21 protein-coding genes are annotated in these 21,729 nt (G+C 72.2%); 13 read left to right on the forward strand and 8 right to left on the reverse strand.

The genetic code is table 11. The features are described 5' to 3' along the window. Positions 1 to 6: 6 nt before the first annotated feature. Genes mycP through JOD64_RS12860 form a run of 3 tightly spaced genes read left to right on the forward strand, consistent with a single transcriptional unit; the run spans position 7 to position 2,933 of the window. A complete protein-coding gene (mycP, locus tag JOD64_RS12850; protein WP_204942444.1) occupies positions 7 to 1,347 on the forward strand; it encodes a type VII secretion-associated serine protease mycosin in 1,341 nt (446 codons plus the stop codon). 52 nt (positions 1,348 to 1,399) lie between these two features. After that, positions 1,400 to 2,191, forward strand: coding sequence for a phosphatase PAP2 family protein (locus JOD64_RS12855; RefSeq protein WP_204942445.1), 792 nt, complete (start codon positions 1,400 to 1,402; stop codon positions 2,189 to 2,191). Positions 2,192 to 2,228: 37 nt separating this feature from the next. Then, positions 2,229 to 2,933, forward strand: a complete 705-nt coding sequence (locus tag JOD64_RS12860) for a phosphatase PAP2 family protein (RefSeq protein WP_204942446.1) — start codon at positions 2,229 to 2,231, stop codon at positions 2,931 to 2,933. A 15-nt stretch (positions 2,934 to 2,948) separates the two neighbouring features. On the opposite strand, the gene JOD64_RS12865 is transcribed toward JOD64_RS12860, so the two are convergent. The 6 genes from JOD64_RS12865 to JOD64_RS12890 form a co-directional block, all read right to left on the reverse strand. Further along, positions 2,949 to 4,127: a MarP family serine protease gene (locus JOD64_RS12865; protein WP_204942447.1), complete on the reverse strand. Its 1,179-nt coding sequence runs from the start codon at positions 4,125 to 4,127 to the stop codon at positions 2,949 to 2,951. 63 nt (positions 4,128 to 4,190) lie between these two features. Then, positions 4,191 to 4,883, reverse strand: coding sequence for an NUDIX hydrolase (locus tag JOD64_RS12870; RefSeq protein ID WP_204942448.1), 693 nt, complete (start codon positions 4,881 to 4,883; stop codon positions 4,191 to 4,193). Further along, positions 4,880 to 5,509 (reverse strand): TlpA family protein disulfide reductase, encoded by a 630-nt coding sequence (locus JOD64_RS12875; protein WP_204942449.1) that lies wholly within the window; start codon positions 5,507 to 5,509, stop codon positions 4,880 to 4,882. The genes JOD64_RS12870 and JOD64_RS12875 overlap by 4 nt, the downstream gene beginning before the upstream one ends. Then, positions 5,506 to 6,294 carry an endonuclease III gene (nth, locus tag JOD64_RS12880; RefSeq protein ID WP_204942450.1) on the reverse strand — a complete coding sequence of 263 codons (789 nt, stop codon included), beginning with the start codon at positions 6,292 to 6,294 and terminating at the stop codon, positions 5,506 to 5,508. Before nth ends, JOD64_RS12875 begins: the two co-directional genes overlap by 4 nt. Positions 6,295 to 6,335: 41 nt before the next feature. After that, the gene (locus tag JOD64_RS12885; RefSeq protein WP_204942451.1) at positions 6,336 to 7,514 is read right to left on the reverse strand and encodes a CapA family protein; all 1,179 of its coding nucleotides are present in this window, start codon (positions 7,512 to 7,514) and stop codon (positions 6,336 to 6,338) included. A 56-nt stretch (positions 7,515 to 7,570) separates the two neighbouring features. Further along, entirely contained in the window at positions 7,571 to 8,233 is a 663-nt protein-coding gene (locus tag JOD64_RS12890; RefSeq protein WP_204942452.1) for an adenosylcobinamide amidohydrolase, read from the reverse strand. A 143-nt stretch (positions 8,234 to 8,376) separates the two neighbouring features. Here JOD64_RS12890 and JOD64_RS12895 point away from each other — a divergent pair, with 143 nt between their 5' ends. The 9 genes from JOD64_RS12895 to JOD64_RS12935 all read left to right on the forward strand — a co-directional run bounded on the left by JOD64_RS12895 (position 8,377) and on the right by JOD64_RS12935 (position 19,521). After that, positions 8,377 to 9,054 carry a Crp/Fnr family transcriptional regulator gene (locus JOD64_RS12895; protein ID WP_110563686.1) on the forward strand — a complete coding sequence of 226 codons (678 nt, stop codon included), beginning with the start codon at positions 8,377 to 8,379 and terminating at the stop codon, positions 9,052 to 9,054. 109 nt (positions 9,055 to 9,163) lie between these two features. Continuing rightward, positions 9,164 to 9,907: a metallophosphoesterase family protein gene (locus tag JOD64_RS12900; RefSeq protein WP_204942453.1), complete on the forward strand. Its 744-nt coding sequence runs from the start codon at positions 9,164 to 9,166 to the stop codon at positions 9,905 to 9,907. Positions 9,908 to 10,360: 453 nt separating this feature from the next. Beyond that, the gene (locus JOD64_RS12905) at positions 10,361 to 10,966 is read left to right on the forward strand and encodes a TetR/AcrR family transcriptional regulator (protein WP_204942454.1); all 606 of its coding nucleotides are present in this window, start codon (positions 10,361 to 10,363) and stop codon (positions 10,964 to 10,966) included. Between the two features lie 37 nt (positions 10,967 to 11,003). Then, the gene (locus tag JOD64_RS12910; RefSeq protein ID WP_204942455.1) at positions 11,004 to 11,801 is read left to right on the forward strand and encodes a TIGR03084 family metal-binding protein; all 798 of its coding nucleotides are present in this window, start codon (positions 11,004 to 11,006) and stop codon (positions 11,799 to 11,801) included. Continuing rightward, positions 11,798 to 13,510, forward strand: coding sequence for an acyclic terpene utilization AtuA family protein (locus JOD64_RS12915; RefSeq protein ID WP_204942456.1), 1,713 nt, complete (start codon positions 11,798 to 11,800; stop codon positions 13,508 to 13,510). The genes JOD64_RS12910 and JOD64_RS12915 overlap by 4 nt, the downstream gene beginning before the upstream one ends. Then, positions 13,507 to 14,703: an acyl-CoA dehydrogenase family protein gene (locus JOD64_RS12920; RefSeq protein WP_204942457.1), complete on the forward strand. Its 1,197-nt coding sequence runs from the start codon at positions 13,507 to 13,509 to the stop codon at positions 14,701 to 14,703. The genes JOD64_RS12915 and JOD64_RS12920 overlap by 4 nt, the downstream gene beginning before the upstream one ends. Then, the gene (locus JOD64_RS12925; protein ID WP_204942458.1) at positions 14,700 to 16,301 is read left to right on the forward strand and encodes an acyl-CoA carboxylase subunit beta; all 1,602 of its coding nucleotides are present in this window, start codon (positions 14,700 to 14,702) and stop codon (positions 16,299 to 16,301) included. The genes JOD64_RS12920 and JOD64_RS12925 overlap by 4 nt, the downstream gene beginning before the upstream one ends. A gap of 68 nt (positions 16,302 to 16,369) precedes the next feature. Next, entirely contained in the window at positions 16,370 to 18,361 is a 1,992-nt protein-coding gene (locus tag JOD64_RS12930; protein WP_204942459.1) for an ATP-binding protein, read from the forward strand. Next, positions 18,358 to 19,521 (forward strand): acyl-CoA dehydrogenase family protein, encoded by a 1,164-nt coding sequence (locus JOD64_RS12935; protein WP_204942460.1) that lies wholly within the window; start codon positions 18,358 to 18,360, stop codon positions 19,519 to 19,521. The genes JOD64_RS12930 and JOD64_RS12935 overlap by 4 nt, the downstream gene beginning before the upstream one ends. A 45-nt stretch (positions 19,522 to 19,566) precedes the next feature. Here JOD64_RS12935 and JOD64_RS12940 read toward each other — a convergent pair whose 3' ends face one another. Further along, the gene (locus tag JOD64_RS12940) at positions 19,567 to 20,580 is read right to left on the reverse strand and encodes a hypothetical protein (protein ID WP_204942461.1); all 1,014 of its coding nucleotides are present in this window, start codon (positions 20,578 to 20,580) and stop codon (positions 19,567 to 19,569) included. Beyond that, entirely contained in the window at positions 20,577 to 20,924 is a 348-nt protein-coding gene (locus JOD64_RS12945) for a PadR family transcriptional regulator (RefSeq protein WP_204942462.1), read from the reverse strand. Before JOD64_RS12945 ends, JOD64_RS12940 begins: the two co-directional genes overlap by 4 nt. A gap of 87 nt (positions 20,925 to 21,011) precedes the next feature. Here JOD64_RS12945 and JOD64_RS12950 point away from each other — a divergent pair, with 87 nt between their 5' ends. Then, positions 21,012 to 21,704 (forward strand): hypothetical protein, encoded by a 693-nt coding sequence (locus JOD64_RS12950; protein WP_204942463.1) that lies wholly within the window; start codon positions 21,012 to 21,014, stop codon positions 21,702 to 21,704. Positions 21,705 to 21,729: the final 25 nt, after the last annotated feature.

Below are 21,729 nucleotides of genomic sequence, written 5' to 3' on the forward strand. Positions count from 1 at the left end.
GGATGAATGGCTGGGGATGTGACAGGGGTGCGGCACAGCGGTCCGTCGGCGGACCGACGGGCGACCGTCCGGGCGCTGCTCGGTGTGGCCGCGGCGCTCGCTGTCGTGGCGCCGACCGCGGCGGCCGTGCCGGTCTCGGCGCCCACCCACGGCGGGCAGGTCGCTGGCGCGTCGATGGCGATCGCCCCCGGCGACACTGTCGCCCGCACCGACCAGGTCCGCGACGAGCAGTGGCAGCTCGACGAGTTGCAGGCCGCCACGGCCTGGCGCACCTCGACCGGCCGGGGCGTGACCGTCGCGGTGGTCGACTCCGGAGTGGACGGCACCCATCCCGACCTGGTCGGTCAGGTGCTGCCCGGTCAGGATCTGGTCGGCCCCGACGGGGGTGCGGGCCCGGATCCGGTGGGGCACGGCACCACGGTCGCCGGCCTGATCGCCGGGCGCAGCGACGACAAGCGGGGCGCGGTGGGCCTCGCACCGGACGCCCGGATCCTGCCGGTCCGGGTGCTCGACGAGGACAACCGCTACGACGACGCGCTGATCGTCGCCCAGGGGGTCCGCTGGGCGGTCGACCACGGCGCCCGCGTGATCAACCTGTCGTTGGGCGGCAGCGGCGACAGCCCGGCCCTGGCCGCGGCCCTGGACTACGCGTTCGTCCGGGACGTGGTCGTGGTCGCCTGCACCGGCAACCTGGCCACCTCCAGCAGCACCAAGGTGTGGTACCCGGCCCGCGAACCGGGCGTGATCGCGGTCGCCGGCCTCGAACGCAGCAGCGACAACCTGTGGTCCGGGTCGATCACCGGCCGGGCGACGGTGCTCACCGCCCCCGCCACCGGGCTGGTCGGCGCCAAACCGCCGGACGGCTACTGGCGGGTGCAGGGCACCAGCTTCGCCGCACCACTGGTGGCGGCCACCGCCGCGCTGGTCCGGTCCCGCTATCCGCTGATGCCCGCGGGTGAGGTGGTCAACCGGTTGCTGGCCACCGCTCGGGATCTGGGCCCGACCGGGCGGGACGACCGTTTCGGGTACGGGATGGTCGACCCGGTGGCGGCGCTGACCGCTCAGGTGCCGCCGGTGGCCGCCAACCCGCTGGATGATCAGACTTCGCCGGGCGTGACCGGTTTCGGCCCGGCTCCGGGCTCGGCGGATGACGAGCCGGTGGCCGGTGCCGGCAGCGATCCGCTCGGCTTCGCCGCGCCCCGTCGACAGACCCAGTGGACGGCGCGGGCGGCGGGTGGCGAGGACACCTCGGCACCGGAGCAACTGTGGACCGGGGTCGTGCTGCTCGTCGTCCTGGCCGGCGGCGCCGCCCTGTTGGTGCGCCGGCTCCGTCGGCGGGCTCCTTGATCGCGGCCCACCGGCAGGCCTGACCAGCCGCCCGGTCGGGTAGAACCGACCCATGAGTACGCATCGGCCGCCCAGCCTCGTCTCCTCCGCACAGCCGTCCTGGCGGCGCCGCCGGCTCGACCCGGACCATGCGCTGGGTCTGCGCCTGACCCTTGCCGCGACGGCGGCGTTCCTGGTGCTGGTGCCTTTCGCGTTGCTCGCGCTGCTGGTGCTCGGCGCCTGGGCGCCGCTGCACCGGCTGGACACGGCGGTCACCCACGCGCTGCACGGCTACGCGGTCGACCACCCGGCCTGGGTCGCGCTGATGCGAATCTGGAGCGACGTGTTCGCGCCGATGCCGTTGCGGGCCGTCGCCCTGGTTCTGGTGATCTGGCTGCTGCGCCGGGGAGCCCGCCGGCTGGCCCTCTGGGCGGCCACCACCATGGTCGTCGGTGGGTTGATCGGTCCGCTGCTCAAGCTGCTCGTCGGTCGGGACCGGCCGGAACTGCTGGACCCGGTGGCACGGGCCGCCGGCTACTCGTTCCCCTCGGGTCACGCGCTGAACGCCACCCTGGCCGCCGGGGTGCTGCTGCTGGTGCTCCTGCCGTACGCCGGGCGGGGGGTGGCGCGGGTCGCGCTCTGGGTCGCCGCCGTGCTGCTCACCGTCGTGACCGGGCTGAGCAGGGTGGCGCTCGGTGTGCACTTCACCAGCGACGTGCTGGGCGGTTGGCTGCTCGGTGTGGCGGTGGTCGCGGCGACCACCGCCGCGTTCACCAGTTGGCGCGCACAGGCCGGCCTTCGGCCCGTCCAGCCGGCCCGCGACGGCGTCGCTCCGGAGGTCGAACGGCACCCCGGAGCGGCCTGAGGCGTGCCGAGGAGCCCAATCGGGTACTGGCCCACCCATGTCCGACACCGTGGTCCAGATCGTCCGGCGGGTGCTGCTGCCGGTGTCCCTCCTGCTCGGCGTCATGGTGCTGCTCGGGGTGCTGATCACCCGGGTGTTCGCCCGGACCTGGCCGTTCACTGTCGAAGACGCGGTGAACCGGGAACTCGCCGGCGACCGCACCAGCGGCTGGAACGGCGTCTCGCTGGTGTTCAGCACGCTGGCCAGCACCCAGATGATCGTCGTGGTCACCGTTCTGGTGGCGCTGGCGCTGCGCCTCTGGCTGAAGCGCTGGCGGGAGCCGCTGTTCTTGTGCACGGCGGTGACCGCCCAGGCGCTGGTGTTCCTGCTGACCACGATGGCGATCGACCGACACCGGCCGGCGGTGGAGCACATGGATGTGTCGCCACCCACGTCGAGCTTCCCGTCCGGGCACACCTCCGCGGCAGTGGCGCTCTATGTCGGCACTGCCGTGCTGATGGCGCTGCGGGTGCGGAGCACCGGGGCGAAGGTTGCCTGGTGGGCACTGCTGCTGATGGTGCCGCTGGGTGTGGCGGCAACCCGGCTGTATCGGGGGATGCATCACCCGAGCGACGTGCTGGCGTCCTTCCTCAACGGCGGCACCTGCGTCGCGATCATGGCCCGCGCCGTGCTGGACCGGGGGCTGCGGTGGGGGCGGGCGAAGCTGCCGGTCGGGCGACCCACGGTGGCGGCCCGGAGCTGACCCGGGGCGCGGCGCTCAGGTGCACTCGCCGGTGACGACCTGCCGGTTGCGTTCGGCACCGGCCAACGCGACCGGACGGGCCTCGGCCGCGGTCACCGCGAAGCCGGTGTTCGGGTCGTCGGCCGCCGCCGCGAAGATCACGCCGAGCACCAGGCCGTTGGCGGAGAGCAGCGGGCCACCGGAGTTGCCGCTGCGGACCAGCGCTCGGATCGTGTAGATCTCCCGGGTCACGTCGCCGGCGGAGTAGATGTCCGGTCCTTTGATCCGGTCGACGTCGCGGACCCGCGCCGACTGCGCGTTGTAGGGGCCGTCGAGCGGGAAGCCGAGCACGATGGCGTCGGAGCCGCTGCCGGCGTTACCCGCGGCGAACCGCAGGGACGGACCAGGCAAACCGGGCACGAGCAACACGGCCAGGTCCCGGTCCGGGTCGTAGACCACCACCTTGCCGTCGTACCGTTCGCCACCCAACTCCACCGCCACCGACCGGGTGCCGGCGACGACGTGCGCGTTCGTCATCACCCGGTCGTCGGCGTACACGAAGCCGGAACCCTCGATTCGGCGCGAGCAACTGGGTGCGGAACCGAGGACCTTGACGACCGACCGCTGGCCGCTGACCACGAGCGGCGAACCGGCCAGCGCCGGGTCGGGTGGCTCGACCTGCCGGGCGCGGGTGGGTGCGAGACCACCGAAGACGTCCGGGAACCCGTCGGTGTCGACGGTGTCCTCCAGTGCGGTGGACAGCTGGTGAGCCCGCTCCGGCAGGACCCGGTTGACCACCGTGATCAGCGCACTGTTGCGCACCGAGGCGGCGAGCCAGGGCACCGAGGACGAACCGAGCGGCACGGCGACCAGCCAGGCGAGCAGGAGCACGGCGAAGAGCGAGACGAACGCCCCGCCGACGTCGTCGATCCGTTTGCCCACGTCGCTGGTGATCGTCTTGCGCAGGTGTGAGCCGAGCCAGCCGGCGAGCGCCTGCCCGATCACGGCCAGCCCGAAGATCGCCACCAGAGAGATCAACACCCGGGTGCCGGCGTCCACGAACTGCCGGGCGAACAGCGGCCCGAGCTGGAGGCCCAGCAACAGACCCAGGAAGAAGCCGGTCAGCGACGTGATGCCGATGACGAAGCCCTGGCGGTATCCGCTGATCGCGAACACGAGCATGAGCAACAGGAGGGCGAGATCCACGACGGACACGGGTCAAGCGTACGGGCAGCGCGCCCGCCAGATGACCATCGCTTGCGGAAGGTGACCGCGCGGTCAGCGCACTGCGGTCTCGTCGACCTCGTCGGTGCCGGCCGACGGTGCCGGAGTCATCCCGGATGGCGGCAGCTCGACCACCCGGTCGTCCCGCCAAGGGCCGGCCCAGCCCCCCATCTCCAGCAGAGTGGCCAGCACCCCGGCGGTGAAGCCCCAGACGAGCATCCCGCGCGCTGAGAAGGCCGGCCCGATCCAGCCGCTGGGGTGGCGGACCCGCAGCCGGTTGGCCGGGTCGACCAGCTCGCTGACCGGCAGCCGGGCGACGTGCGCCACCTCGGCCGGCTCCCGGGGATGCACCGGGTGCGGATCGTGCCACCAGGCCAGCACCGGCGTGACCACGAAGTCGCTGACCGGGATCCACAGCTTCGGCAACTCGGCCAGCACCGTCACGCTGGTCGGGTCGAGGCCGACCTCCTCGTTCGCCTCGCGCAGCGCGGTGGCGCGGACGTCGGCGTCCTCCGGGTCGGCCGCACCGCCGGGGAAGGCCGGCTGGCCGGCGTGGTTGCGCAGGGTGGCGGCGCGTTGCAGCACCAGCACGTCCGGGCCGGCACCGGGTTGCTCACCGAGCAGCACCAGCACGGCGCTCTCCCGACCGCCCTCGGACGGGGTGGTCAGCCGGGTGAAGTCCTCGGCGCGGGCGGTGCCCAGCCGGGTCAACAAGGGCTCGGTCCACTCGGGTGGTCGACGGATCACGCCGGCACCGCCAGGCCGAGGTGTTGGCGGACCAGCTTCACGAGCTGGGCGTCGTCGAGCGCGCCGGTGGCGTCGATGTGCCGGATCCGACCGTCGGCGTCGACGAAGAGGGTGAGCGGGAAGGCGTTGCGCTTCAGCTCCCGTTGCAGCGCGTCGCCCTGGTCGACCAGGATCGGGAACCGTACGCCGAAGTCCTCGCCGATGGACTGGGCACCGCCCCGGCTGTCGCGGGTGTTCACCCCGACCACCTGGAGTTGGCCGGCGGTCCGTTCGCTCAGCCGTTGGAAGGCGGGCAGTTCCTTACGGCACGGCCCGCACCAGGACGCCCAGACGTTGATCACGGCCGGCCCGGCCAGGTCCCGCAGAGCGACGGGGGCGCCGCCGGTGAAGCAGGACAGCGTCAGCTCCGGCAGCGTCTGCCCACCGGCGGCGGCCGTCGTACCGGTCGTGGTGGGGGCCGTCGTCGCGGCCGTGGGCGCGGCGCCGAGCGTGGAACAGTCCCGGAACGGCGACGGCCGCTCAGCGGCGGCCGGCCGGGGGGCCGGCTCGTCGTCAGCCTTGCCCGCGGTGCAGCCGCCGACGACCAGCAGCAGCGGCAGGACGAGCAGGGCGAGGCAGCGGTTCACGGCACCTCCGCGGCGATCGCCTGTGCGGGCACCAGCTCCGGGTCGACCCCGGCCGCCACCGCGAGGTCGCGTGCCCGGGGGCCCTTGAGCAGCTTGGCGGCAGCGGCGGGCTCGGTCGGGCCGGTGCCGTACGAAGGGCAGAGCTTCGCGAGTGTGCACGCCCCGCAGGCCGGCTTACGGGCGTGGCAGACCCGTCGCCCGTGGAAGATGATCCGGTGCGACAGCATGGTCCAGTCGCGCTTCGGGTAGAGAGCGCCGACCGCGTGCTCGATCTTGACCGGGTCGGTCTCGGTGGTCAGCCGCCACCGGTGGACCAGCCGCTGGAAGTGCGTGTCGACGGTGATGCCCGGGACGTCGAAGGCGTTGCCGAGGATCACGTTGGCGGTCTTGCGACCGATGCCGGGCAACGTCACCAGGTCGGCAAGCCGGCCGGGGACGTTGCCGTCGTACCGGTCGAGGAGCGCCTGGCCGAGCTTGAGCAGTGAGTCGGTCTTGTTGCGGTAGAAGCCGGTCGGCCGGATCAGCTCCTCCATCTCGCCCCGGTCGGCCCCGGCGTACGCGGCGGCGCTCGGGTAGCGGGCGAAGAGCTTGGGGGTGACCTCGTTGACCTTCTTGTCCGTGCATTGCGCGGAGAGAATGGTGGCGACGGCCAGCTCCAGGGCGTTGGAATGGTCCAGCTCACAATGCGCGTCGGGGTGCGTTTCGGTCAGCACCCGACCGATCTTGCGGGCACGGCGGGTGCGCCCGAGGTCGGTCTCGCTGGCGCCGGGAGGACTATCGGTCACGACGGCCAGCCTACGTCGCGCGCCGGACGTTCCCGGTCGGGTCAACCACCGGTCGGGGACGAGATCTTGCCCTGCCCGTCGAGCCGGGCACCGCTCTTCGGGAAGTCGCTGCGGCTCAGCTCGGTGACCAGACCCAGACCCCGGTCGTCCCGGTCCATGGTCGGCTTGCCGGCGTCGTTCATGTACGTCGAGGTGAACGAGCCGCCGACCCAGGTGCCGTCCGGCTTGAGCGACACCTTCAGCACTCCACCCCAGCCGAGGCGGCCGTCGTTGTTCAGCGAGTTGCCGCCGCCGGCGAAGTTACCCAGGCTGTACGCGATCAGTCGGCCCTTGTAGAACTCCATGCCGCGCAGCACGTGCGGCCCGTGCCCGACGATCAGATCGGCGCCGGCGTCGATCATGGCGTGCGAGAACTTGATCGGGTCGCCCCGGTTTTCACCGAGGAACATCTCCGTGCCCGGCTTGACCCGGGTCTGGGCGACACCCTCGCCACCCATGTGCACCTGCACCACGACCACATCGGCCATGGTGGCGGCCTTGGCGATCACCGTCTTCGCCTTGTCGATGTCGACCAGGCTGTTCGACCAGACGTACGACGAGAAGCCGGCCACCGCGACCTTGACGCCCTTGACGTCGACCACGGTGATCTGGTCCGGCGCGCCCGTGTGCTCCAGGTCGTACTTCTCCAGCGCCTTCTGGGTGTTCTCGTAGCCCTTCGGCCCGTAGTCGTAGCCGTGGTTGTTGGCCTGGTTGAGCACGTCGAAGCCGGCGTCGCGCAGGTGTGCGGCGTACTCCGGTGGGGCCCGGAACTGGTAGCAGCGGGTGGAGTTGGCCCCGCACTTGCCGGTGCCGGTGTCCACGGTCAGCGGCTCCTCCAGGTTGCCCATCACCAGGTCGGCCTTGAGCGCCTCGGTGATCGAGGTGAAGAAGCCCTTGCCGCCGGCGGCGGGCAGCCGGCTCGGCGCGTTGCCCATGATGATGTCGCCGGTGGCGGAGAGCGAGATCGCGCCGCCCTCCTCGGAGGCCGCTGGCTCGGTCGCCTTCGGGTCTGTCGTGCCCACCGGCGCGCCGGTGCCACCGCCGCCGGCGCCGGGCTGCCAGACGGGGGCGTCACCGCCGGAGTCGGCACAGCCGGCGGCGAGCAGGGTGGCCAGCAGCGCGGCGAGGCCGAGGGCCACACGGCGGCGCGGGCGGGACACGAGGGAGGCGGGAGAATACATCGCTCGCGACCCTACCGGGCCGTCAACGCGCCGACGACAGCCGATCGGTTGAAAGTTCAGCCGTTGAGCTGCTCTGACCAGGGCACGACCGCCCGGGTGCCCCCGGCGAGCACCGCGGCGTGCACCGCTCGGGCGAGCGGTGCGCCCCAGGTGGAGCGAGGCCCGCCGTACGCGGCTTCCGGCCCGTCCACCGGGCAGAGCACGGTGACCGCGTCGGTCGGGGTGCCGGTCCCTGGCAACCCCAGCTCGGTGATCGCCTGGGTCTTCGCCTCGGTCGCCGTGGCCACGGCGTTGACCAGTGCCGAGTCGGCGAGCCGGGCGGGCACGTACACCACGATGTTGACCGTGCCGACGCGCTCGGCGAGCGCGGCCGGAGCGTGCGCGGCCGCGAGCACCGGCGTCCCGAGCCCGACCGTCGCCCAGGCCCGCACGCCGGTGTCGGTCCGCGCCACCACCTCGGCCACATCGACGCCGGTCAGCAGACCCACCCCGGACCCGTCGAGGGCGAGGTCGGCGGCGAGTGCCGCCAGATGCGCGGCGGGGTCGTCCCGGTCGTACGACATGGGTACGGTCGCGTTCAGCACCCAGCGTCGAGCGCCGATACCGCCGCCCAGCGGGCCGCTGCTGATCGCCCGCAGGGGAACGTCCGCGCGCCAGACGAGCAGCGGAATGTGCCGCCCATCCTCGGCGCGGCTGGTCAGAATCGGCTCGCTCAGCACGTCGGGCAGGTTACGCCCACCGATCAAGATTCCAGGGGCGACCTCTGATTCATGCTCACGTGCGCCTAGACTTGGCGGCGCGCGAGGGGATCAGCGGACGGCGGACCCGGCCGACGGACGGCACGCGTAAGCGGAGGTGCGCGATGGACGAGGTACTGGCCCGCAGCGGGATCTTCCAGGGTGTTGACCCGGAAGCTGCCGAGGCGCTTGCCAAGGAGATGGAGACGATCGAGGTCCGTAAGGGCGAGATCGTTTTCAATGAGGGCGAGCCCGGTGACAGCCTCTATATCCTGCTGTCCGGGAAGATCAAGGTTGGTCGCCGCGCTGCGGACGGCCGGCAGAACCTGATCGCGGTGATGGGGCCGTCGGACATGGTTGGTGAGCTGTCGCTCTTCGACCCTGGCCCGCGTACGGCGACCGCCACCGCGGTGACCGACACTCGGCTCGTACGTCTGCGCAAGCAGGCTCTGCGGCCATGGCTGGCCAACCGCCCGGAGATCGCCGAGCAGTTGCTCCGGGTGCTCGCCCGGCGGCTGCGCCGGACCAACGACTCGCTCGCCGACCTGATCTTCACGGACGTGCCGGGCCGGGTCGCGAAGAACCTGCTCCAGATGGCTGGCCGGTTCGGCACCCGCGACGGCGGCGTCCTGCGGGTGACCCACGACCTCACCCAGGAGGAGATCGCCCAGCTCGTCGGCGCCTCCCGGGAGACGGTCAACAAGGCACTGGCCGACTTCGCCTCGCGCGGCTGGCTGCGCCTGGACGGCAAGAGCATCATCATCCTGGACCCGGAGCGCCTGGCCCGTCGCGCCCGCGTCTGAGTAGCACGTCCCGTCCCCGCCTTCCGTCACCGACGGACGGCGGGGACGTTTCGTCTGCCCGGCGCAGAAAATGCTGGCTCGGGGCGGCCGGAGCGGTGAGGGTGGGGCCATGGTGAACAGCGTTGCGGTCCTCTCCGACATCCACGGCGTACTCCCCGCTCTGGAGGCCGTGTTGGCCGAGCCGGACGTCACCGCCGCCGACCTGATCGTGCTGACCGGCGACATCGCGGCCGGCCCGCAGCCGGTCGAGGTGCTGGACGTGCTCGCCGGCCTCGGTGACCGGGTCTGCTGGGTGGGCGGCAACTGCGAGCGGGAGCTGGTCGAGGCGCGGGCCGGCAAGCCGGCGTCGATCGAGGTGTCGAACTGGGCCGCCGGGCAGCTCCGCGACGACCAGGTGGCCCGCCTCGCGGCCCTGCCGGCGACGGTGACATTCAATATCGACGGCCTCGGGCCGACGCTGTTCTGTCACGCGACCCCCCGTGACGACGAGGAGTTCGTGCTCGTCGACTCCCGGATGTCGCGCTGGGCGGAAGTGTTCGCGGGCCTCCCGGCCGAGGTCTCGACGGTGGTCTGCGGCCACACCCACATGCCCTTCACCCGGCTGGTCGATCGACGTCTGGTGGTCAACCCGGGCAGCATCGGCATGCCGTACGGCGGCGCGGGCGCGTGGTGGGCACTGCTCGGGCCGGGCGTCCAGCTGCGCCGCACCGCCTTCGACGTGGACGCGGCGTGCGCCCGGGTGGCGGCGGAGTCCACCTTCCCGGATGCCGCCGCGTGGGCCGACGAGTACCTGCGCTCCCAGCACAGCGACGCCGACGCGCTGGCCGTGTTCGGCCCTCGCGACGGCCGCTGAGCGAGGGCTGCGGATCGGGGCCGGGATACGCGCAGCGGGTCAGCGGGCGCGGGCCGGGCAGGGGGAAGGTCCCTACTCGGTGCCTGTAGAGCTGCCCCAGATCTGGGGCAACCCGGTCGGGCCACCCGGTCCGACCATCCCAGTCCAACCACCCCCGTCCGACCATGTGGGTCGGCCCGGCACGCAGGGCCGGCCTGCACCCAGCGCCGGCACCCAAGGCCGGCATGCAGCCAGGGCCGGGTTGCCCCATTGGCGGGGCAGCTCTACAGGGACTGCTACACATTGGTGCCGGCGCGTCCGGTCCCGGTGCGGGCCGCCACTGACGACGGAGGCCCAAGCACCCGCCTCGCCGTCCCGCCCCCGGCCAAGACCAAGGCCAAGACCAAGGCCAAGACCAAGGTCCTAGAAAAAGTCAGGCTTGACTGTTTGTTTCTCAGGCCGCAGGCTGTTCCCGTGCCGACCGCATCGACGCGCGTCCCTCAGCAGGAGCGCAGCCGCGCCACCCAGACCCGGCTGCTGGAGGCGACCGTCGACTGCCTGATCGAGCACGGCTGGTCCGGCACCACGACCACCGTCGTCGCCGCACGGGCCGGTGTCTCCCGCGGCGCTCAACTGCACCATTACCCGACGAAGGCGGCACTGGTGACGGCCGCCGTGGCCCATCTGGCCGAGCGGCGGGCCGCCGAGTTGCGCACCGAGGCCGAGGCCCTGCCGGCTGGCCCACAGCGGTTGGACCGGGTTGTCGATCTGCTCGCCGTGGCGTTCACCGGGCCGCTGTTCGTGGCCGCGTTGGAGCTCTGGGTCGCCGCCCGCACCGATCGGGAGCTTCGGGACGCCCTGGTGCCGCTGGAGGCGACCGTCGGCCGGGAGATGCACCGGCTCACCGTTGCCCTGCTCGGCGTCGACGAGCGTCGACCCGGTGTCCGCGAAGCGGTGCAGGCCACCCTCGACCTGCTCCGCGGGCTCGGGGTGGCCAACCTGCTCAGCGACGACTCCGCACGCCGTACGGCCCTGTTGACCACCTGGAAGCGCCAGCTCGCCACCCTGCTCACGCCCTGACCGCCGGCCGCACCGGCCACCACCAACCGGAGGCACCATGGTCGACCTCAGCAACCTGCTCACCGACCTGGCCGACGAGTCCGCCCAACTGGACGCCCTGGTGGCCCCACTGCCCACCGCCGACTGGGCGAGGCCGACCTCCGCACCTGGCTGGAGCATCGGGCACCAGATCGCCCACCTCGCGTGGACCGACCACGTCGCGCTGCTGGCCGCGACCGATCCCGAGGCGTTCTACGCGACGGTCACCGCCGCACCGGACCCGACCCGAATGGTCGACGCCGGGGCCGAAGAGTTCCTCGCCCCGCCGGCCGAACTGCTCGCCCGCTGGCGGGCCGGCCGGACCGCGCTCGTCGACGCACTGGCCGCCGTTCCGGCCGGTGGGAAGCTGCCCTGGTACGGCACCCGGATGTCCGCCACCTCGATGGCGACCGCCCGGATCATGGAGACCTGGGCCCACGGCGCGGACGTGGCCGACGCACTCGGCGTCGTCCGCCCCGACAGCGACCGACTCCGGCACGTGGCGCACCTCGGTGTGCGTACCCTCGGGCACGGCTTCGCCGCGCACGGCCGGGCGGCACCGACGGCGCCGGTCCGGGTTGAGCTGGTCGGGCCCGGCGGCGACATCTGGAGCTGGGGCCCGGCGGACGCCGCCGACCGGCTCACCGGCCCGGCTCGGGACTTCTGCCTGCTGGTCACCCAGCGCCGACACCGCGCGGACCTCGCCCTGGTCGCCACCGGGCCGGTCGCCGACGAGTGGCTCGACGTGGCGCAGGCGTTCGCCGGCCCCCCGGGTGCCGGTCGCGAGCCGGCAGGCGGAGACGGAGTACGAGCATGATCCGCATCGGCAACGCCTCCGGTTTCTACGGCGACCGGTTCACCGCCTGGCGGGAGATGCTCGACGGCGGCGAGTTGGATGTGCTGACCGGCGACTACCTGGCCGAGTTGACGATGCTGATCCTCGCCCGGGATCGGCTGCGCGACCCCGACCTGGGCTACGCGAAGACGTTCCTGCGTCAACTGGAGACGTGCCTCGGCACCGCCCTCGACCGGGGAGTGCGGATCGTGACCAACGCCGGCGGGTTGAACCCGGCCGGCCTGGCCGCCGCCATCGACAAGCTCGCCAACCGGCTCGGCCTGCCAGCCCGGGTGGGGTACGTCGAGGGCGACACGATCCAGCGGCCGGACGCGTTGAGCGCGAACGCCTACCTCGGCGCGTTCGGGATCGCCGCCTGTCTCGACGGCGGTGCGGACGTGGTGGTCACCGGCCGGGTCACCGACGCCTCGCTGGTGGTCGGCCCGGCCATCGCCCGGTACGGGTGGGGCCGCGACGACCTCGACGAGCTGGCCGGGGCGACCGTCGCGGGGCACCTGATCGAGTGCGGTGCACAGGTCACCGGCGGCAACTTCAGCTTCTTCACCGAACTGCCCGACGGCGGGCACCGGCCCGGTTTCCCGATCGCCGAGGTGCACGCCGATGGTTCAACGGTGCTCACCAAGCACGTGGGCACCGGCGGCGCGGTCACCGTGGAGACGGTCACCGCCCAACTGCTCTACGAGATCGGTGGGCCGGCGTACCTGGGGCCGGACGTGGTCGCCCGACTGGACACGGTGACGTTGCGGGCCGACGGGCCGGACCGGGTCCAGGTCTCCGGGGTCCGCGGTACGCCACCGCCGGCCACGCTCAAGGTGGGCGTCAACAACCTCGGCGGCTTCCGCAACTCGATGACGTTCGTCCTCTGTGGTCTGGACATCGAGGCGAAGGCCGCTCTGGTCCGGGGGCAGGTCGAGCAGGCGGTGGGCAAGGACGGGCTGGAGTTCGTGCTGGCCCGGACCGACCACCCCGATGCCGCCGACACCGAGGCGGCCAGCGCCCTGCTCCACGTCCACCTTCGCGACGGCGACAAGGCGCGAGCCGGGCGGGCCTTCTCGGCGGCGGCGGTGGAGTTGGCGCTGGCGTCGTACCCGGGGTGCACGCTGACCACCCTGCCGGGCGACGCGACCCCGTACGGTGTCTTCACCGCCGACGCGATACCGCAGGACGCGGTGGCGCACGTCGCGGTGCTGCCGCGCGGCGAGCGGGTGCCGATCGCCCCGCCGCTCCGCACCGCCTCCGCCCCCACAGCAGCCGCCGCCGCCGAGACAGTTTCGGGTGGCGAAGCGGCGGTCGACGGCCCGACCCGACGCGGAGCGCTCGGCGAGTTGGTCGGCGCGCGCTCGGGGGACAAGGGTGGGGATGCCAACCTGGGTGTCTGGGCACGAACCGAAGCCGGGTACGCGTGGCTGCGCGCCTGGTTGACCGTCGAGCGGCTGGCCGAGCTGTTGCCGGAGACCGCGCCGCTGACGGTGCGGCGCTACGAACTGCCGAACCTGCGCGCGGTCAACTTCGTGATCGAGGGCCTGCTCGGGGCAGGGGTGGCCGCGTCAACCCGGTTCGACCCGCAGGCCAAGGCGCTCGGCGAGTTGCTGCGCGCCCGGATCGTCGACCTGCCGGCTGACGTGCCACCGGGGCCAGACCCGCGGTCGCGAACAGAGGTGACGCCGTGAGCATCGTGGACACCCCGGAGCGGCGACAACTGCGCGAGCTGACCCGCGCATTCGTGACGCGCGAGGTGCTGCCGCACCTGGACGACTGGGAACGGGCCGGTGAGGTGCCCCGGGCGCTGCACGCCACCGCGGCGAAGCTCGGCCTGCTCGGCATCGGTTTCCCCGAGTCGGTTGGTGGCAGCGGCGGTGACCTGCTCGACTCGATCATCGTGACCGAGGAGCTGATCCGCTCCGGCGGCTCGTCCGGGCTGGTGGCGGCCCTGTTCACGCATGGCATCGCGTTGCCGCACATGGTTGCGGCGGCGGGTGCCCGTAGCGGCGGTTCGCTGAGTGGCCGACTCGGCGTCGCGGCGACGCCCGGTGACGATGACCTGATCGATCGGTACGTCCGGCCCACCCTGGCTGGCACGATGATTGGCGCGTTGGCGATCACCGAACCGGACGGTGGCTCCGACGTGGCCGGCATCCGCACCACCGCTCGTCGGGACGGCGACCACTACGTGGTGAACGGGTCGAAGGCCTACATCACCAGCGGGCACCGGGCCGACTTCGTGACCACGGCGGTCTGCACCGACTTCCCCGGCAGCGGTGAGCTGACCCTGCTGGTCATCGACAAGGGACTGCCCGGGTTCACGGTGGGGCGGCGGTTGGAGAAGTTGGGCTGGCACTGTTCGGACACCGCCGAGCTGTCGTTCGTCGACGTGCGGGTGCCGGTGGCCAACCGGATCGGCGCGGAGAACACCGGCTTCCTGGCGATCATGCAGCATTTCGCGGCGGAGCGGCTCTCGTTGGCGACGCAGGCGTACGCCACCGCTCAGCGTTGTGTCGAACTGGCGACGCGCTGGTGCCGGGACCGGGAGACCTTCGGCCGTCCGCTGGCCAGTCGGCAGCTGGTCCGGCACCGGTTGGCCGAAATGCACACCCGGGCAGAGGCGGCCCGGTCGTACGTGCACGAGGTGGCCCTCCGTGTGACGGCGGGCGAGCCGGTGGTGACCGAGGTGGCGATGGCCAAGAACGTGGCGGTGGCCGCCTGTGACCAGGTCGTCGACCAGGCGTTGCAGTTGCATGGCGGCTTCGGCTACCTGCGCGACGCCGAGGTGGAGCGGCACTACCGCGATGCCCGGCTCCTCGGCATCGGCGGCGGCACCACCGAGATCATGAATGAGATCATCGCGAAGGGCATGGGGCTGTGAGCATCCTGAACAGCGCGGTCGAGGTGTCCACACCCGGGCACGCGGCGAACCGGGCGGCCCTGCTGGACCGACTGGCCGAGTTGGACGCCGCGCTGGACCAGGCTCGGGCCGGCGGCGGTGCGAAGTACGTGACCCGGCACCACGCGCGCGGCAAACTGCTCCCCCGCGAGCGGATCGAGCTGCTGGTGGACGCGGACAGCCCGTTCCTGGAGTTGTCGCCGGTCGCCGCGTACGGCACGGACTTTCCGGTCGGGGCCAGCGTGGTCACCGGCATCGGGGTGGTCGAGGGCGTGGAGTGTCTGATCGTCGCCAACGATCCGACGGTACGCGGCGGCGCGGTCAATCCGTGGTCGCTGGCGAAGACCCGGCGGGCCGGCGAGATCGCCCTGGCCAACCGGCTGCCGATGGTCAACCTGGTCGAGTCGGCCGGGGCGGACCTGCCCACGCAGGCGGAGATCTTCATTCCGGGTGGTCGGGTGTTCCGTGACCTGACCCGGCTCTCGGCGGCGGGCATCCCCACGGTCAGCGTGGTCTTCGGCAACGCGACGGCCGGTGGCGCGTACGTGCCGGGGATGTCCGATCACGTAATCATGATTCGGGACCGGTCGCAGGTCTACCTGGCCGGGCCGCCGCTGGTGAAGATGGCGACCGGCGAGGTCACCGACGACGAGTCGCTGGGCGGTGCGGCGATGCACGCGGCCACGTCCGGGCTCGCCGACTATCTGGCCTCCGACGAGCGGGACGGCATCCGGTTGGCCCGGCAGTGCGTACGCCGGTTGAACTGGCACAAGCAGGGCCCGCCGCCGCGTACGGCCGTGCCACAGCCACCGAAGTACGACCCGGAGGAGCTGCTCGGCATCACCAGCGCGGACCTGAAGGTGCCGTTCGACCCGCGTGAGGTGCTGGCCCGGATCCTGGACGGCAGCGACTTCGACGAGTTCAAGCCCGCGTACGGGGACGCGCTGGTCACCGGCTGGGGTGAGCTGCACGGGTACCCGGTTGGCGTGCTGGCCAACGCCCGCGGGGTGTTGTTCAGCGAGGAGGCGCAGAAGGCGGCCCAGTTCATCCAGCTCGCGAACGCCGCGCACACCCCGCTGATCTTTCTGCAGAACACCACCGGCTACATGGTCGGCACGGAGTACGAGCAGCGCGGCATCATCAAGCACGGCGCACTGATGATCAATGCGGTGTCCAACTCGACGGTGCCGCACCTGACGGTGAACCTCGGTGCCTCGTACGGGGCCGGCAACTACGGCATGTGTGGCCGGGCGTACGAGCCGAGGTTCCTGTTCACCTGGCCGAACGCGAAGTCGGCGGTGATGGGTCCCGCTCAGCTCGCCGGGGTGCTCTCCATCGTGGCGCGGCAGGCTGCCGCCGCCCGTGGGCGCGATTACGACGACGAGTCCGACGCCGCGATGCGGATGATGGTCGAGCAACAGATCGAGTCGCAGTCGGGTGCGCTGTTCCTCTCCGGCCGGCTCTACGACGACGGGGTGATCGACCCTCGGGACACGCGTACGGTCCTCGGGCTCTGCCTCTCGGCGATCCACAGCGGACCGGTGAAGGGCGCCGATGGCTTCGGCGTCTTCCGGATGTAGCCCGTGAGCGCGAGGAACGCAGCGAAGCGGAGTCCCGCAGTCGCGAACGAAAGGCAGGTCCAGCGCTGATGATCAGCAGATTGCTCGTCGCCAATCGGGGGGAGATCGCCCGCCGGGTCTTCGCGACCTGCCGGGCGCTCGGTGTGGAGACGGTCGCGGTGCATTCGGACGCGGACGCCGCCGAGCCGTTCGTCGCCGAGGCCGACCACGCGGTCCGGCTGCCCGGTGCCGCTGCGGCCGAGACGTACCTGCGGGTCGAGCTGATCCTGGACGCGGCGCGGCGCAGCGGCGCGGACGCCGTCCATCCGGGCTACGGGTTCCTCGCCGAGAACGCCGAGTTCGCGGCGGCGGTGACCGACGCGGGGCTGATCTGGGTCGGGCCGCCGGCCAAGGTGATCGCCGCGATGGGCGACAAGCTGGCGGCGAAGGCGCTGCTCGCCGAGGCGGGTGTGCCGATGTTGCCGAGCTGGTCCGACACCGATGCGATCTCCGATTTTCCGGTGCTCGTCAAGGCGTCCGCCGGTGGCGGCGGGCGCGGGATGCGGATCGTCCGGGATGGGGGTGGGCTGGCCGAGGCCGTCGCCTCGGCGCGCCGCGAGGCGGCTGCCGCGTTCGGTGACGGCACGGTCTTCATTGAGCGGTACGTGGAACGCGGCCGGCACGTCGAGGTGCAGATCTTCGGCGACGCGCACGGTCGGGTGGTGGCCCTCGGTGACCGGGAGTGTTCGATCCAGCGCCGGCACCAGAAGATCGTCGAGGAGGCGCCGGCGGTCGTTCCGGAGCGGGTGCGGACGGCGTTGCACGAGGCGGCGGTGGCCGCTGGCCGCGCGGTCGACTACCTGGGTGCGGGCACGGTGGAGTTCCTGCTCGCCCCGGGTGGGGAGTTCTTCTTCCTGGAGATGAACACCCGGCTCCAGGTGGAGCACCCCGTCACCGAGCTGTGCACGGGGCTGGACCTGGTGGGGTTGCAACTGCTCGTGGCCGAGGGTGAGCCACTGCCGGCGACCCTGCCGGTCAGCACCGGCCATGCGATCGAGGTACGCCTGTGCGCCGAGGACGCGACCGCGGGTTGGCGACCGGCGACCGGCACTCTGCACCGGTTCGCGGTCCCTCAGGTGGCGGCCGAGTTCGGCGGGCTGGCCGGGCCGGGCCTGCGGCTCGACTCGGGTGTGGTGGCCGGCTCGGTGGTCGGGGTGCACTACGACTCGATGCTGGCGAAGCTGGTCGCCTGGGGCCGCACCCGCCCGGAGGCGATCCGACTGCTGTCCACCGCGCTGGCCCGGGCGCAGTTGCACGGGGTGACCACCAACCGGGACCTGCTGGTCCGGGTGCTGCGCAGCCCCGCGTTCGCGGCCGTCGAGATCGACACCGGGTTCCTGGACCGGCACGCGGAGGTCTTCGCCCCTCTGCTCCCCGCCGACCGGTTCCCGCTGGCCGCGCTGGCGGCGGCACTCGCCTCCGCCGCTGGTCGCCGCGCCGAGGCGCCGGTGCTGGCCGGGCTGCCGTCGGGCTGGCGTAACGTGCCGGCCGTCCCGCAGGTGACCCGGTTCAGCGGGCCGGACGGTGCGGTCGAGGTCCGCTACCGGCTGGACCGCACGGGCGGGCTCGCCGAGTGGTCCACCGAACCCGGCGCTGATGCCACCGTCGAACGGCCGGACGTGGCGCTGGTCGAGGCCACCCCGGGCCGGGTGGTGCTCGACGTCGACGGGGTGCGGCACGCGTACCTCGTACACCGGGTGGGGTCGGCGGTGTTCGTGGACGGCCCGGACGGGGCGGCGAGCCTGGTCGAGCTGCCGCGTCTCCCGCTGCCCACCGCGGCGGTGGCCGCCGGTTCGCTGCTCGCGCCGCTGCCTGGCGCGGTGGCTCGGGTGCACGTCCAGGTCGGCCAGCGGGTCTCGGCCGGCGATCCGCTGCTCACCCTGGAGGCGATGAAGCTGGAACATCCCGTCGTCGCCCCGACCGACGGCGTGGTCGCCGAACTGCCGGTGCCGGCCGGCGGTCAGGTGCGCGCCGGCGCGGTGCTGGCCGTCATCGACACCACGGAGGAGAACCCGCGATGACCTTCGACCTCACCCCTGAGCAGGACCAGCTGCGCGACGCCGTGCGGGCGTTGGGCCGCCGTTACGGCCACGGTTACTTCGTCGAGAAGGCGAAGGCCGGCGAGCACACCACCGAACTCTGGGCCGAGGCCGGCCGGCTCGGCTACCTGGGGGTCAACATCCCCACCGAGTACGGCGGTGGGGGCGGCGGCATCACCGACCTGGCCATCGTCTGCGAGGAGTTGGCGGCCGCCGGCTGCCCGCTACTGCTGCTGGTGGTCTCCCCCGCGATCGCGGCCACGGTGCTCAACCGGCATGGCACCGAGGAGCAGCGCAAGCGGCACCTGCCCGGCCTCGCCGACGGCTCCCAGAAGATCGTCTTCGCGATCACCGAACCGGAGGCCGGTTCCAACTTTCACCGGCTCGGCACGGTCGCCCGCCGCGACGGCGACGGTTGGCTGCTCTCCGGTCGCAAGTGCTACATCTCCGGTGTCGACGAGGCGGGCCATGTGCTGGTGGTGGCACGAACCGAGGACTCGTCCACCGGGAAGCTGAAGCCGGCGCTGTTCCTGGTGCCGACCGACGCGGCTGGGCTGACCAGGTCCAAGCTGGACATGGAGATCGTGTCCCCGGAGAACCAGTTCCTGCTCTACCTGGATGACGTGCGACTCCCCGGCGACGCGTTGCTCGGTGAGTCGCTGGACGCCGGGTTGCCGGCGCTCTTCGCCGGGCTCAACCCGGAACGGATCACGGTGGCCGCGATGGGTGCCGGCACCGGCCGGTACGCCATCGAGCGGGCCAGTGAGTACACCGCCACCCGCAAGGTCTGGGGCGGCCGGACCATCGGCTCGCACCAGGGCGTCTCACATCCGCTGGCACACGCCGCGGTGCAGGTGGAGCTGGCCCGCCTCATGATCCAGAAGGCGGCCACCCTGTACGACGCAGGCCGCGACCTGGAGGCCGGGGTGGCCAGCAACATGGCCAAGTACGCGGCCGGGGAGGCGGCGGCGCTCGCCGTGGACACCGCCGTCCAGGTGCTCGGCGGGGCCGGCATGACCACCGAGTACGGGGTGGCGACCCTGCTCGGCGCGGTCCGGGCTGGCCGGATCGCCCCGGTCAGTCGAGAGATGATCCTCAACTTCGTGGCCCAACACGTCCTCGGTCAGGACAAGTCCTACTGAGCCGCCCAGTGCCGCGCTCACGTGAGCGCGGCACTGGCTTCGTGCTCACACGTGTCGCGGGCCCGGCCGCTCCCGGTGGTGCAGGATGGCCACGGCCACCGCGAAGAGCAACGCGGGCGCCAGCAGCAGTGTCGTCCACTGCGCCGAGGTGAGCGCAGCGAGCACACCGTCGTCGGTGGACCGCTCGAAGAAGGTCCCCGTGGTCCCGAGCAGCACTCGGGTGAGCACCAGCGTGACGCCCACCGGGACCAGCAGCGCGAGCACGCGCCGCCGGAGCACCGCCGGCGTCGACAGGACGGCGAGAGCGAAGAGCAGGTATCCCACGGTCAGCAGGATCGCCTCGATCTGGCCGACGCCGACGGTGAATATCCAGGTGCCTCGAACGGGTTCCGTCCGGCGATCAGCTGACGTGACGGTGGCGATGCTCGGAGCGGCGACGCCGACCAGCGTGGCAGTCGTCAGCAGGCCGAGCCGCCAGTGTGCGACGACCGCCCCGGCCGAGCGGGGAGCGCGAACGGCGAGCGCCACCGGGACCATCGCGGCGAGCACGGCGGGCCAGAGATTGAACACCGTGGAATATTGCGCGTAATCCTGGGCGACACGCACCACCTCGAAGGCCGCGGCGCAGACGGCGATCGCGGCTGCCGTCCGGCTCCACCCGAACGCGGCCAACATCGCCACGAGAAGCCACACCACCGACACGAGCCAAACCGGCCACGAGACGACCTCCTGACCGAGCCCATCGGGATAGCCGTCCGCGAGCAGGGCCAGGTGCAGCACCGGAAGGCGCGCTGCGCGCACGAACAACACCAGCGCGGCGATCAGGCCCAGCACCTGCGCCGCTTCCCGCCAGGCGTCGACCGAGAGTCGAGCGCCAACCTGGCGTACGTGTGCACGAAACGCCCCGCCGAGCAGGGCGAGCACGTCTCGTGCGGCGGGTCGGCGCTGGCCCGGCGTCGCGTCGTCCAGCAACACCCCGATCATCTCGTCCTCGTACTGCCGCCGGTACGCACGGGGATAGCACCCCAACAGCCACCGGTATGCCTGCTCCAACGTCACGCCGCACCGCCTTCGAAGATGAGGCCGGCACGGCGCAGTCGCACGCTCGCCGCGTCGGCGTTGCTCCGCAGACGCGCCGACTCCTCGGCCAGGCGCTGCACCCCGGAGGCGGTGAGTCGGTAGTACCGGCGCAACCTGGACTGCACCTGCTCCTCGCGCTCAATGTCGATGAGACCCTCGGTTCGTAGCCGGTCCAGGGCTGCGTAAAGGGTGCCCGCGCGCAGGTCGACGCGTCCGTCGGAGATCCGGCGGACCTCGTCGAGGACGGCGTAGCCGTGCCGCGGGGCCTCGACGAGCGCGGTGAGAATCAGATAGGTCGACTCTTGCATGGAAGCCTTCGCCATCACCGCAGCATATACCGATGGACTGTATATACGGGTGCCGTCCCGGGCGCGTGAATTCGCATTGACCCCCGTTGAAATACTGGGCGGGTGCCCAACGATGTCGAGTTCGAGCGGGTCGTGGAGCGGCTCTACGCCGCCTTCGCCCACCACCCGATGCCCGCCGACATGGCCGCCTGCGAGCACTGTGTGGACCGGGCCGACGTGGCACTCTTCGCCCGCACTCCGCTGCGGAAGCTGACCGTGGACCAACTCGATGCCTACCTGTCGAACCGGAGCACGTGGGGGGACGGGACGGAGGTACCGCACCTGCTGCCCCGGCTGTTCGAGGCGTTCGCCAGTGGCGAGATGCGGCACCGGCATGCAGACGCCGTCATCGACCGGATGGCGGACCAGTGGCAGGACTGGCCGGCCGCCGAGCGCGCGGCCGTCGAGCGGTTCCTCAAGTGCTGGTGGCAACGGACCCTCGTGGAGTTTCCGTCCACCACCTCGGCCTGGGACCTGCTGGAGGCGGTCGCGGGGCTGGAGGTCGACCTCGGGCCGTACCTGGCGGAGTTCGCGGCCGTTCCGGGCGAGCCCACCGCGCGGCACCTGGCCGGTGTCGTCGCCGGCTGGTCGTACCACGGCCCCCTGCCCGACGGGGCGCAGGAGACGATGCGGCGCTGGATGGCCGGCGCGACGCCGACCGACGTGCTGTGGACCGCCGCGATCAACTCGGCCAACCCGCAGGTCGCCGACGAACTGGCCGACGCCGCCGAAGCGGCACTACGCCCACCGTACTGATCGGACCGGTAGGGGTTTCCCCACC

Source organism: Micromonospora luteifusca (assembly GCF_016907275.1).
GTDB classification, from domain to species: domain Bacteria; phylum Actinomycetota; class Actinomycetes; order Mycobacteriales; family Micromonosporaceae; genus Micromonospora; species Micromonospora luteifusca.

Excerpts from the sequence above, each read along its gene's own strand:
- mycP (WP_204942444.1), top strand. The coding sequence starts at position 7 with ATGGCTGGGGATGTGACAGGGGTGCGGCACAGCGGTCCGTCGGCGGAC.
- JOD64_RS12855 (WP_204942445.1), top strand. The coding sequence starts at position 1,400 with ATGAGTACGCATCGGCCGCCCAGCCTCGTCTCCTCCGCACAGCCGTCC.
- JOD64_RS12860 (WP_204942446.1), top strand. The coding sequence starts at position 2,229 with ATGTCCGACACCGTGGTCCAGATCGTCCGGCGGGTGCTGCTGCCGGTG.
- JOD64_RS12885 (WP_204942451.1), bottom strand. The coding sequence starts at position 7,514 with ATGTATTCTCCCGCCTCCCTCGTGTCCCGCCCGCGCCGCCGTGTGGCC.
- JOD64_RS12895 (WP_110563686.1), top strand. The coding sequence starts at position 8,377 with ATGGACGAGGTACTGGCCCGCAGCGGGATCTTCCAGGGTGTTGACCCG.
- JOD64_RS12900 (WP_204942453.1), top strand. The coding sequence starts at position 9,164 with ATGGTGAACAGCGTTGCGGTCCTCTCCGACATCCACGGCGTACTCCCC.
- JOD64_RS12910 (WP_204942455.1), top strand. The coding sequence starts at position 11,004 with ATGGTCGACCTCAGCAACCTGCTCACCGACCTGGCCGACGAGTCCGCC.
- JOD64_RS12915 (WP_204942456.1), top strand. The coding sequence starts at position 11,798 with ATGATCCGCATCGGCAACGCCTCCGGTTTCTACGGCGACCGGTTCACC.
- JOD64_RS12930 (WP_204942459.1), top strand. The coding sequence starts at position 16,370 with ATGATCAGCAGATTGCTCGTCGCCAATCGGGGGGAGATCGCCCGCCGG.
- JOD64_RS12935 (WP_204942460.1), top strand. The coding sequence starts at position 18,358 with ATGACCTTCGACCTCACCCCTGAGCAGGACCAGCTGCGCGACGCCGTG.
- JOD64_RS12945 (WP_204942462.1), bottom strand. The coding sequence starts at position 20,924 with ATGGCGAAGGCTTCCATGCAAGAGTCGACCTATCTGATTCTCACCGCG.